At 45.2% G+C, this 12,058-nt stretch carries 10 protein-coding genes; 4 read left to right on the top strand and 6 right to left on the bottom strand.

Features of this window, described 5'->3' with window-relative positions; all coding sequences use genetic code 11:
• Window positions 1-11: 11 nt before the first annotated feature.
• From GYX26_RS02835 to metE, 5 genes are all read right to left on the bottom strand, one after another.
• Complete coding sequence (locus GYX26_RS02835) at window positions 12-410, bottom strand: DUF6201 family protein (protein WP_174827952.1); 399 nt, start codon at window positions 408-410, stop codon at window positions 12-14.
• A gap of 67 nt (window positions 411-477) precedes the next feature.
• Window positions 478-927 carry a DUF6201 family protein gene (locus GYX26_RS02840; protein ID WP_370520831.1) on the bottom strand — a complete coding sequence of 150 codons (450 nt, stop codon included), beginning with the start codon at window positions 925-927 and terminating at the stop codon, window positions 478-480.
• Window positions 928-1,163: 236 nt separating this feature from the next.
• Entirely contained in the window at window positions 1,164-2,012 is an 849-nt protein-coding gene (locus tag GYX26_RS02845; protein ID WP_370520832.1) for a DUF6402 family protein, read from the bottom strand.
• Between the two features lie 2 nt (window positions 2,013-2,014).
• Window positions 2,015-2,512: a PAAR domain-containing protein gene (locus GYX26_RS02850; protein ID WP_174827955.1), complete on the bottom strand. Its 498-nt coding sequence runs from the start codon at window positions 2,510-2,512 to the stop codon at window positions 2,015-2,017.
• 691 nt (window positions 2,513-3,203) lie between these two features.
• A complete protein-coding gene (metE, locus tag GYX26_RS02855) occupies window positions 3,204-5,477 on the bottom strand; it encodes a 5-methyltetrahydropteroyltriglutamate--homocysteine S-methyltransferase (protein ID WP_174827956.1) in 2,274 nt (757 codons plus the stop codon).
• 297 nt (window positions 5,478-5,774) lie between these two features.
• Between metE and GYX26_RS02860 the strand changes: the two genes are divergently transcribed.
• The 4 genes from GYX26_RS02860 (at window position 5,775) to GYX26_RS02875 (ending at window position 10,341) form a co-directional block, all read left to right on the top strand.
• Window positions 5,775-6,707, top strand: coding sequence for a LysR family transcriptional regulator (locus GYX26_RS02860; RefSeq protein ID WP_100091093.1), 933 nt, complete (start codon window positions 5,775-5,777; stop codon window positions 6,705-6,707).
• Between the two features lie 39 nt (window positions 6,708-6,746).
• On the top strand, window positions 6,747-7,523 hold the full coding sequence (locus GYX26_RS02865) for a 2-keto-4-pentenoate hydratase (protein WP_174827957.1): 777 nt from the start codon (window positions 6,747-6,749) through the stop codon (window positions 7,521-7,523).
• 125 nt (window positions 7,524-7,648) lie between these two features.
• Window positions 7,649-9,868 (top strand): UvrD-helicase domain-containing protein, encoded by a 2,220-nt coding sequence (locus GYX26_RS02870; protein ID WP_174827958.1) that lies wholly within the window; start codon window positions 7,649-7,651, stop codon window positions 9,866-9,868.
• Window positions 9,869-9,921: 53 nt separating this feature from the next.
• Complete coding sequence (locus tag GYX26_RS02875; protein ID WP_174827959.1) at window positions 9,922-10,341, top strand: HIT family protein; 420 nt, start codon at window positions 9,922-9,924, stop codon at window positions 10,339-10,341.
• 538 nt (window positions 10,342-10,879) lie between these two features.
• Here the strand turns inward: GYX26_RS02875 and dnaJ are convergent.
• The gene (gene dnaJ / locus GYX26_RS02880) at window positions 10,880-11,989 is read right to left on the bottom strand and encodes a molecular chaperone DnaJ (RefSeq protein ID WP_174827960.1); all 1,110 of its coding nucleotides are present in this window, start codon (window positions 11,987-11,989) and stop codon (window positions 10,880-10,882) included.
• Window positions 11,990-12,058: the final 69 nt, after the last annotated feature.

The raw sequence follows: 12,058 nt of genomic DNA on the forward strand, positions 1-12,058 counted from the left end.
TATAAAATGATTTACTGTAATTTATGATTACGTATGGTTTTAGAAAAATTATACCCATCCAGTCCATGATTTGTTGGACAAAAGAAAGTATTACTACTTTCATCAGGAAAAGCCATCATATCAACCAGTGATTCCTCACCAATATAGTCAAAGTAGGATACCCTCCACAGCTCTTCTCCTTTTTTATTATATAAAACAGTGAAGTATTTATTGCCTCCCAGTATTTGCACTATAGAAATAGGTGATGTGGGCAAATGTTTATATATATTGGCATAATATTCGCCATCGTCACTCCTTACTGTTGTGTAAAGATTAAAATCTCCGTAAAAACTGGATGACGAAAACAGGCATAACCAGTAAAAAAATGCAAAATAGCATATCCCTTTTATGATTTTTATCAATTTTTTCATTATCTAAAACTCCACTACCTGATGATAGGCTGGCTAAATTCACTGCTAACCATCTATGCTGATTTCCTTATTTTTTACCGTTTACTTGATTAATTTTATCTGTTAAATCGACGGTTTCCCATCCTTCATTACTTTTATATCTTAAGAAATTGTTTTTTTTAGTAGGAACAACCAAACCACCTACCATATCACTTAAATAGGCATAATGAGGTGAATGCCATATCTCCTTGCCCTCTTTATTATATAAAACCCAAAAATATTTGTTGTATCCATCTATCAGCTTATAGACCGCAATCGGTGTTGTGGGCAGATGTTGATACATATTTAAGTAATACTCACCATCATCGCCTTCTTCTGTGTAACACAGATTAAAATCACCATAAAAGCTGGATGAGGAGAAAAAAAACAACCATATCAGCATAACTATGGTTAAAATTATAAATATTAATTTTTTAATAAATTTGCTATTTTTCTGCAAGACAGTTGTAATAAATACAGCAAAAGCATTGCCTTTCACTTTTTCTTTCCTATGGTTTGATTTCATTTTCAGACCTATCAGCACAATTATTACCATCATATTAATAATTTTGCCTTGTCTGGTTTTTCTGTTAAATCAATATAATCATATTTGTCTTTAGGAATTACATGGATAAAACCATAATTCTGCTGGTCTAAGGGGCAGTGCAGAAAATAACAAACAACCCAAAGAGCTAAAACCAGCAATAAAACCAAAGAATATTTAAGATTATTTCTTCATAATTTAACAATTCTATCCCCAGATAAAGGAGGCATCCAGAGAATATCTGAAAAAACAATAAAATCAATACCCGTATTCCTTATTTGCTGCCATTGCCTGAAATCCTTATTATATACTGGCACTGTCCATTGCATTCCCATATCATATAAAAGTTTCCACTTTTTCAGCTCATAGGCACTCATATATTGAAATGCCTGTTTTTTGCTGAGTATGCCTCTTTTATTCCAGATACCGAGAAATTCATCACCGAAAAAATCATAGCTGTCTTTGATATAAAACCCGATGGCTTCGGTAATAAAAACATCTTTGCCCTGAAATTTATCCTGATACCCTTGTGGTGCAACTTTTAAATTTGCCTTGCCTAATGCTCCGAAATAATCATCAATGGTTTCACCCAAACCCCATAGATAATCGCCTATCTTAGTTGAATTTACTACAGTAAATGCATCAATCTCTCTAACATCTTTATAATGCCTGAGAATACCATTATTTTTTACAAGCTGCTTGCGTAACTCTTCACGTCCCTTTTCACTTGCCCAGTTTTCTTTTAATTTTACAAACCCTTTTTGCACAGGTTTATATCTCAACGCCCATTCCATTTTCACAATAGAATCATTTACATGCTGTAATGGAATATTTATTGCCGATCCCGTCATATAGGTATTTTTTGTGGCTTCAGTAAAACCTTTGGCCGGCTTTCCGCTAAACCAGTGCCGCATTAGTTGCGGTGCTACTTTCCAACCCATATTGTCCATCGCGGCTGGTATCTGATCTATGGAAAAAATATCTGCATTCAGGGTAATTCTGGGCGCAGATTTCATGGTATGGGTAATCAATTCCGGCATAGTTAAATTCCTAATTTAGTCTGAATAAAATAGCTTACTTCCACCGACTCGGGCTGTGGGGTTTGTATCGACTCCAGATAGCCATCCCGGCTTGATTCACCTTCTACCAGACGTGAAGAGGTTTTGATGGCATAAGCCACACCATAGGTTTTAATATTTTCTGGCGATTGAATATAAAAGCTGCGTGAATGCGGCATGCTCTCAACAACAGGTTTGGACATTGTTTCATCAATATAACTGTCGGTAACTGTTGGAATAAAACGTGCATTACATGGGCAGGTACTGATGCTGCTGATTGAGCCGGCTAATTTTCTAGCGGGACTAAACATATTGCTTACACCACCTGATATGCGATAGGTTCCGCTATGTTGTCCACAGGTAACCTTATCTCCTTCCCAGGCTGCGGCAATACCATGCCATAAAATCATACTGTCGCCACTGATTATTTCGCCACCACAAGTAGTGCGATCCCCAACCCTTAAAAAATATCCTTTAGCCACTTCTTCCCTCTAATAATAGTTAAGTATAAAATTTGACCATATAAGCTATGGTTTTGTAAGGTAATCAGATAAATTAATTCTTTATGACTGCAATATGTGCTTCGTATTGATTGCCTGTTATTCCTTGACTACTGCTATTGCCTGCTGTCTCTTGTCTGGAATAAATATAGCTACAATACCAAAATATTAATTTGCAATAAGTAGCATGTCAATCAATCTGTTACTATTCAGCGATACAGTTGCTTCAGATGCTAAACCGCAAGCGTTTAATATTTATCTGACTGATATTAAGTAAATTTGCATTTGCACTATGCCTGATATCGGCTATAACAGGATGCTTTATTAAAGAGCTGCAATATTTTCAGCTTGCAACAATATAATCCTGTACCCAAGACTGGCGGTGTGTATGCTGGTCTGTTTACCAGTATAGCGAAAGTGGCTTGCATTAAATTAAAGTGGTGGCTTACATTACATTTTTGTTACGGCTTTATAGCCATCATGTAGCATGACTGCATATTTATTGAGGAAATGTGCCTGAATAATATAGAGGCTTTTATATGTGCATTTTATTCCTATGGAATTATTAAATTAATTATTTATTGTATTTTCCTGAGCGTTAATTTAGCAAGCGGATACAGAAAACCGCTCCGGTTGTGCCGGAGCGGCTGGGTTGTGCAGGGCTAAGCGGGGTTTAGGCGCTTAATTCGTCGCGCAGTTTTTTGGTTACTTTCACCATCACTTCCAGTGCTGCGGTGGTTTCTGGCCAGCCTCGGGTTTTCAGGCCGCAATCCGGATTTACCCATAAACGGCGCTGGTCGATTACTTTTAGTGCTTTACGCAGCAGATGTTCTACTTCTGCTTCGGTAGGTACACGCGGACTGTGGATATCGTAAACGCCGGGGCCGATATCATTCGGATAGCTGAATTTCACAAAGGCATCCAGTAATTCCATATCGGAACGTGAGGTTTCAATAGTAATTACATCGGCATCCATGCTGGCAATGGCGGGCAGTATGTCGTTGAATTCGGAATAGCACATATGGGTGTGAATCTGGGTGCTGTCGTCGGCATCAGTTGAGGTAAGGCGGAATGATTCACATGCCCAGGCCAGATACTCATCCCATTGTGCACGTTTCAGCGGCAAGGCTTCACGAATGGCTGGCTCATCAATCTGGATAACGCGGATGCCGGCTTTTTCCAGATCCAGCACTTCGTCGTTCAGTGCCAGCGCAATTTGTTTGCATACCAGACTCAATGGTACGTCGTTACGCACAAAGCTCCATTTCATCATGGTTACGGGGCCAGTTAACATACCTTTCATCGGCCGTTTGGTCAGAGACTGTGCATAGGCAGACCAGGCAACGGTCATGGCTTTGGGGCGTGCAACATCACCAAAAATAATCGGCGGTTTAACGCAGCGGGAACCGTAGCTTTGCACCCAGCCATACTGGGTGAAGCAGTAGCCATCCAGTTGCTCACCAAAGTATTCCACCATATCGTTGCGCTCGGCTTCACCATGCACCAGTACATCGATATCCAGTTGTTCTTGCTGTTTAACACAGTAGGCAATGTCTTTTTTCATGGCGGCTTCGTAATCAGCCGCGCTCAGCTCGCCCTTTTTAAAGGCGGCACGTGCCTGACGGATTTCTTGAGTTTGTGGGAAGGAACCGATGGTTGTGGTTGGCAGCAAAGGTAGATTCATCCATGCCTGCTGTTTTTCAATCCGCTGTGCAAACGGGCTGTGGCGTTGGTCGGCATGAGCGCGCAGGCTGGCTACGCGCTCTGCAACCTTGTCATTATGAATCAGTTTGCTGGTTTTGCGTCCGGCAGCCGCCGCATCGGAAGCAGCAAGTGCTTCCTGTACGGTGTCTTTACCGTGTGCCAGTGCCTGTTTGATGATGCCCAGTTCCTGCAATTTCTGGGCAGCAAAGGCAAGCCAGTTTCTGATTTCGGGGTTAAGTTTCTCTTCTACGCTTAAATCCTGCGGACTGTGTAACAATGAACAGCTCGGGGCAATCCACAAATTGTTGCCTAGCTGGGTAGCAACTGGTGCGAGTAAATCAATCACTTCACGCAGATTGGCACGCCAGACGTTGCGTCCGTCAATCAGGCCCACAGACAGTACTTTGTTTTCCGGCCATGCGTTGGCAAATTCGGCTAGTTGTTCCGGTGCGCGTACGCAATCGATATGTACGCCGTTTACTGGCAGACTTTTGAGTAAATTAAGGTGTTCGGCAACACTGCCAAAATAAGTGCCGATAATGATACGTGTACCGGTGATGGCCAGCTCCTGATAGGTAGGTGCGAAAGCATCCAGCCATTCGCGGGCAATATCAACGGCAAGAATCGGTTCGTCAATCTGAATCCAGTCAACACCAGCATTGGCCAGTTCACGTAAAAGTTTCTGGTATTCAGGCAACAGGCGCGGCAATAATTGCAGCCGGTTATGGCCGGCATCTTTTTCTTTACCCAGCCATAATAGGGTAAGCGGGCCTACCAGAGTGGGTTTGATATCGTGACCGGTGGCTTTGGCTTCTTCTATCTGGGCAATCAGGTTGGCTGCGTTGGCTTTGAAGCTGGTATCCTGATGCCATTCTGGCACGATGTAATGGTAGTTGGTATCAAACCATTTGGTCATTTCCATGGCTACCTGAGTGGCATTACCGCGTGCCAGTTCGAAATACTGGCTTAGTGTGAGCTTGGCTGCATCAAAACCGAAGCGTGCGGGAATGGCTCCGAGTGCACACAGGGTATCCAGTACGTGGTCGTAATAGGAAAAATCACCTACAGGCAGCAAGTCTGCGCCGGCAGCAATCTGGGTAGCCCAGTTTTTCTGGCGGATATCGGCGGCAGTCTGGCGCAGCTCGGCTTCACTTTTATTACCTTTCCAGAAGGCTTCAACCGCAAATTTTAGTTCGCGTTTGGCGCCAACACGTGGGTAACCAGACAGATGGAATGTATTCATATTTATTTCTCCCTATGCGATGATGAATTTCAATAATTATCAGTGTGCGTGAGTTATAACATGACGACAAGCGATAAATTTTGCGGTTACGTATGAATATTTTTAATACTGTATTTCAGTACAATGCAATGCGAGAGTATGATATGGTACGTAGGTGTTTAGTCTGGAAACAGATAAGTGGCTACCAGCAAGATGATAATTATGTTAGCCATATAATTTTTGTTTATAAACAGCGCGGCTGTTTATGAATTTTTTAACTTGTGTCCGTAGTTAAAATGCTAATCAAGGGTGGAAAATATGGAGTCGATTATTGAACTGCGTCATTTACGCACTTTGCTGGCTCTGGAAGAAACCGGTAGTGTATCAATGGCTGCCAAACGGGTTTTTTTGACCCAGTCTGCGCTGTCACATCAAATTCGTGTTCTGGAACAATTTTATGGTACACCGCTGTTTGAACGTAAGTCCAACCCAATTCACTTTACGCCGGTTGGTGTGCGTCTGTTGCAGCTGGCACGCGAAATTACGCCACTGGTAACGGTAGCCGAGCTGGATATGGCGCAGATTATTGAGGGGGAAGCAGGGGAGCTGCGCGTGGCAGTGGAATGTCACACCTGTTTTGACTGGCTGATGCCGGCCATGGATGCTTTCCGGCCGCTGTGGCCAAAAGTGGAGCTGGATATTGTGTCCGGCTTTCAGGCAGACCCAGTGGGGCTGTTGCTGACTCATCGGGCTGATCTGGCGATTGTGTCTGAATATGCGCCGCAGCCGGGAATTATTTTTCAACCGCTGTTTGCTTATGAAATGGTGGGTATTTGTGCCAAGGATCATCCGCTGGCCGCTAAAAGCGTATGGCAAGCACAGGATTTTGTAGATGAAACACTTATCACTTATCCGGTACCAGACGATATGCTGGATTTACTGCGCAAGGTATTAAAACCCGCTGGTGTGCAGCCCGCGCGCCGCAATAGTGAGTTAACCATTGCCATTATCCAACTGGTATCAAGCCGGCGTGGTATTGCCGCCTTGCCTTACTGGACGGTAATGCCCTATCTGGAAAAGGGCTATGTGGTTGCGCGGCAGATTGGCGATAAACCGCTGCAAAGTGAGCTATATGCAGCCATACGCGAATCTGATGGTAATAAAAGCTATCTGGATAATTTCTGCCAGATTGTACGCGAACGCAGTTTTGCCGATTTACCGGGGCTTAGCCCGCTCAGTACACCAGATTAATCTGTACTGGCAACTCTGGCTGGTACAAAAAGGAGCAGGATGGATTATCAGAAACTGGCTGCATCGTTGCTACAGGCGTACGAACAGCAGCAGCCATTAAGCATGCTCAACTATACCGAAAGTGTACGTGATATAAATGATGCCTATCAGATACAGCATATGTTTACTGCTGGCAAGACTACGCCTTTGGGCGGCTATAAAATTTCTCTGACCAATAAAATTACCCAGATGCTGCTCCGCATGGAGGAACCATTGTATGGGCAGCTAGAACAGCGCCAGATATTGCGTGCACCGGCCACGCTGTCGCTGACACAGATGAATGCGCCACTGATTGAAGCTGAGCTGGGTTTTATTGCCAAAACTGATTTAAGCTACGGCATAAGCGACGCGGATTTGTTAAAGCGTGTCTGGGTAACCGGCTGTATGGAGATTCCCGACTCTCGCTTTGCACACTGGTTTCCGGCGCTGAATAAATATCTGATTGTAGCTGATGGTGCAGTAGGTGGTTATATTGTCTATGGTGACCGTATCGACGGCCATGATTTACAGGTAGATGCACTGAGCAATATTCAGGTTGAGCTCACTCTGGATAACCAGACAGTGATCACTGCTCAGGCCAGCGCGGTAATGGACAATCCATTGTATGCTTTGCAATGGTTACTGAAAAAGCTGGCTGAGCATGGCCTGAGTTTACATGCAGGCGAGGTGGTATCTTCCGGTGCCTTTTTTCTGACCCATAAGCTGGTGGCAGGGGAATACAGTGCTCATTTTACTGGCGCTATCAACCAGAGTTTAACCCTGCATGTATTGCCCTGATTCGGCTTAGTACGCTCAAACAGCAGAGTAAACTTTATTATTCAGTTATTTAAATATTCACACCATAGGCTATAGGCATATTTTTCACAGCGATTTTTCAGCCTTAATCAGCTACAATAAGCACTATGGAAATTTTATCTTCTGCCGGTCTGCTGGCCGGCCTTAATAGTGAACAGTTAGCTGCCGTAACTTGGCCCGCGCAACCTGCGCTGGTGCTGGCAGGGGCTGGAAGTGGTAAAACCCGGGTTTTGACTACCCGTATTGCTTGGTTGTTGCATACTGGTCAGGCCAGTGTACACAGTATTCTGGCCGTAACCTTTACCAATAAAGCGGCCAAGGAAATGCAATTGCGCCTGAGTGCGCTATTGCCATTTTCAGTACGCGCAATGTGGCTGGGTACTTTTCATGGCCTGTGCCATCGCTTTTTGCGCCTGCACTATCAGGAAGCCGGCCTGCCGAAAACATTCCAGATACTTGATATTGGCGACCAGCTGGCTGTAGTAAAGCGTTTGCTCAAACAGCTGAATATTGCCGATGAAGTCATTGCGCCACGCAGTTTGCAGGGATTTATTAATGCACAAAAAGAAAATGGCCTGCGTGCTTCCCAGTTGACGGCAGGCGACCCGCATGAACGGCTGATGATTGAATGCTATGCTGCTTACGATAGCCTGTGCCAGAATGAAGGCGTAGTGGATTTTGCTGAGCTGATGTTGCGCAGTTATGAAATTCTGCAAAGCAATGAAGTGCTGCGCAGCCACTACCAGAACCGCTTTAATCATGTTCTGATTGATGAATTTCAGGATACAAACAAATTACAGTATGCCTGGTTAAAACTGCTTGCCGGAGAACATGCGGCGGTTTTTGCCGTCGGCGACGATGATCAGAGTATTTACCGCTTTCGCGGCGCCGAAGTCGCGAATATGACGCGTTTTCTGCACGAATTCGGTGTAAGCGAACCTATCCGGCTGGAGCAGAATTACCGCTCCGTAGGCAATATCCTTACCGCAGCCAATGCCGTGATTGCGCATAATGCCAGCCGTCTGGGTAAAAATCTGCGTACAGAAGCAGGTAGTGGTGAAAAAATCCGCGTACTTCAGGCAATCAATGATATAGAAGAAGCTCAGTTTGTGGTTGATGAAGTCAGGGCTTTGCACCGTGAAGGGCTGAATTACATGCAGATGGCGGTGCTCTATCGCAGTAATGCCCAATCCCGTGTGCTGGAACAGGCTCTGTTTCGCGCCGGCATACCCTACAAAATTTATGGCGGTTTACGCTTTTATGAGCGTCAGGAAATCAAGCATGCACTGGCTTATCTGCGGCTGGCGGTCAATCCCAATGATGATAATGCATTATTGCGGGTAATCAATGTACCCGCACGCGGTATCGGCGCACGCAGCATTGAAAATATACAGGCAGCAGCTAATGAAACCGGTATTTCACTGTGGCAGGCCGCCACCAGTCTGGCCGCCAAGAACAGTAAAATTGCTGCTTTTGTGCACCTGATTGAAAATTTGCAGGCACAGGCTGCGCAAGTTTCCCTGCCGGAACTGATGGCCGCAGCCATTTATGATAGCGGCCTGATGGAACATTACCGCACCCAGAAAGGCGAGCAGCAGGAGCGTATCAATAATCTGGAAGAATTACTGAATGCTGCCGTAGCATTCAAGCCGCAGGAATCCGGTTTTAATCTTGAGCCAGAATATGATGAAAACGACCCGTTATTCGCCGTACTGTCCTTTTTAAGCACAGCCTCACTGGAAGCAGGTGAACATCAGGCCGGGCAGGGCGAAGATGCCTTGCAGTTAATGACGGTGCATGCGGCCAAAGGGCTGGAATTCGATGGTGTATTTCTCACGGGGCTGGAAGAAGGTTTGTTCCCGAGTGAATACAGCATGGCTGAGCGGGACGGGCTGGAAGAAGAACGCCGCCTGATGTATGTAGCCATTACCAGAGCACGCAAACGCCTGTATTTAACCATGGCGGAACAGCGCCTGTTACACGGGCAAACTCACTTTGCCCTGCCATCACGCTTTGTGGATGAAATACCTGAGGCAGTGCTGCAATATCTGTCAGCACATAAAAATTCTCTGGTAAGCAGACAACAGACGACACAGCGCACCAATCCGTTTCACAGTCGCAGTAAACTGGCAGAAACACCAGCCAGTACTGATTTTGACGGCTTCCAGCTCGGACAGAATGTTCACCATGAACGTTTTGGTACTGGCGTGATTATAGACGCTACCCACAAGGCTGAAGGCGCACGTCTGACCATTAACTTCGGCAAACAGGGGATTAAAGAGCTGGATACCGTATTTGCCAAAAGCAAACTAACCATTATTTCTTAAACCGTTGCTCAGGTAACAGCTGGTAAGCAAACAGGCCTGAGAGGAGACAGATAATGCAACAATATGACCGTAACAATATATTTGCGCGGATTATCCGCGGCGAAATTCCCTGCCATAAAGTCTATGAAGACACACAGACACTGGCCTTTATGGACGTGATGCCACAGGCACGCGGCCATGTACTGGTGATTCCGAAATGCGAAGCAGTCGAGTTAACCGATATGCCGCAAGACTATCTCATTGCGGTATTCAGTGCAGCCAAGAAAATCATTGGTGCACAGCGTAAAGTTTTACACCGCGATGGCGTTGTTCAATTACAGCTATCTGGTGAGCAGGCTGGCCAATCTGTATTTCATTATCATATCCATTTAATTCCCGGTCATATTCATGAATTAGGAAAACACGAGAGTGTGGCTGCTGATCAGGCAGAACTGGCACAGCTGGCAGCACAATTACGCGCCGAGCTGGCCTGAGCTACCACTTTGACTGATAATTTATCCACAGCCTTATCCACAGATAAGCAATAAAATAAACAGTACCCTCTACGCTATACCCATTGTTTTATAAGGGATTAAGCATACATGCTGAATTTTATTCAGCCAAAAACATTAAATTTGTCCACAACAAATTATCTATTGTGCCAAATCATCCACATCGCTCCTGTACCACTCAGGTAGAGGAGCGATAATTTATTTCCCAATCTATATCGGGCTATGCTCATCAGTAGATTGCAGCTTAAATAGCTTTGCTATTTCATACCAGCCACATCCTGCGTATTTAGCAAACTTTAAACAGTCCAAACTTGGGCTTACCCTTTTCCTCAACAATAAAGCGACAAACCATCCTCAGTAGCCAGTACCATCAAGCTTGAGCGTTAAACTGCTTATGTCTTTTCTGTGCATAACAAAATCCCGCTGATTACCTACAATCAGCGGGATTTACACAGCATAACCAGTATTAACGTGTTACATATCTGGAATAAACACGCCTGAATTATGCTGTTTCAAGTATTTATTCAAACAAGTCGCGCAGCTTGTCCATGAAGGATTTCTGTCGCGGCGTTTGCGCCCGATCCATACCAGTAGAGATTTTTTCAAACTCTTCCAGCAGTTCGCGCTGACGCTCGGTCAGATTTACCGGTGTTTCTACCACAATATGACAATATAAATCGCCTACCGCAGCAGAACGCACGGATTTAATTCCTTTACCCCGCACGCGCATACGGCGGCCGGTTTGTGTTTCCTTCGGAATATTCAGTTTTACCTTACCATCCAACGTTGGCACTTCAACCTCACCGCCAAGTGCTGCTGTGGTAAAGCTGATGGGCAATTCACAGTGCAAATCCATGCCGTCACGCTCAAATACCTGATGCGGACGTACATTCACCATCACATATAAATCACCTGCCGGTGCACCATGCTTACCCGGCTCACCTTCGCCGCTTAGCCGGATACGCTGGCCATCATCAATACCGGCCGGAATGGAAACCTCAACCGTCTTGCGTGTTTTTACCAGCCCTTCGCCATGACATTTAACACACGGGTCTTTAATCTGCTTGCCACTGCCGCGACAGGTAGGGCAGGTTTGCTGCAACTGGAAAATGGCCTGTCGTACATGCACCACCCCGCTACCGCCACACATGCCACAGGTAGTGGCAGAAGTACCGGCCTTGGCACCACTGCCATGACAGACATCACATTCTTCATGCGTAGGAATAGTGATTTTTTTCTTGATACCGCGTGCCGCTTCTTCCAGACTGATTTCCACATGATATTGTAAATCAGCACCCTGATGATTCTGCTGCCGTCCGCCAGCACTGCCGCCAAACATCTGGCTGAAAATATCACCAAAATCAAAGCCACCGGAAAAACCACCGCCACCAGCGCCCATATTGCCATCTACGCCGGCATGGCCAAACTGGTCATACGCAGCACGTTTTTGCGCATCAGACAATACTTCATAAGCACGCTGAATTTCCTTGAATTTCTCTTCAGCGCCCTTATCGCCCTGATTACGGTCGGGATGGTATTTCATGGCCAGCTTGCGATAAGCTTTTTTGATTTCCTCATCCCCTGCAGTACGGGTTACACCCAGCACTTCATAAAAATCTACTTCAGTCATAATTTTATTCCAAATGTTTGCAGGCAACCTGTTCCTGTACAGCAGGCTGCCTGAAAAGCAAAACCGGAT

Source organism: Snodgrassella sp. ESL0253 (genome assembly GCF_013344965.1).
GTDB lineage: Bacteria > Pseudomonadota > Gammaproteobacteria > Burkholderiales > Neisseriaceae > Snodgrassella > Snodgrassella alvi_B.

Coding starts and splice junctions, on each gene's coding strand:
- GYX26_RS02835 (WP_174827952.1), bottom strand. CDS start 410: ATGAAAAAATTGATAAAAATCATAAAAGGGATATGCTATTTTGCATTT.
- GYX26_RS02845 (WP_370520832.1), bottom strand. CDS start 2,012: ATGCCGGAATTGATTACCCATACCATGAAATCTGCGCCCAGAATTACC.
- metE (WP_174827956.1), bottom strand. CDS start 5,477: ATGAATACATTCCATCTGTCTGGTTACCCACGTGTTGGCGCCAAACGC.
- GYX26_RS02860 (WP_100091093.1), top strand. CDS start 5,775: ATGGAGTCGATTATTGAACTGCGTCATTTACGCACTTTGCTGGCTCTG.
- GYX26_RS02865 (WP_174827957.1), top strand. CDS start 6,747: ATGGATTATCAGAAACTGGCTGCATCGTTGCTACAGGCGTACGAACAG.
- GYX26_RS02870 (WP_174827958.1), top strand. CDS start 7,649: ATGGAAATTTTATCTTCTGCCGGTCTGCTGGCCGGCCTTAATAGTGAA.
- GYX26_RS02875 (WP_174827959.1), top strand. CDS start 9,922: ATGCAACAATATGACCGTAACAATATATTTGCGCGGATTATCCGCGGC.
- dnaJ (WP_174827960.1), bottom strand. CDS start 11,989: ATGACTGAAGTAGATTTTTATGAAGTGCTGGGTGTAACCCGTACTGCA.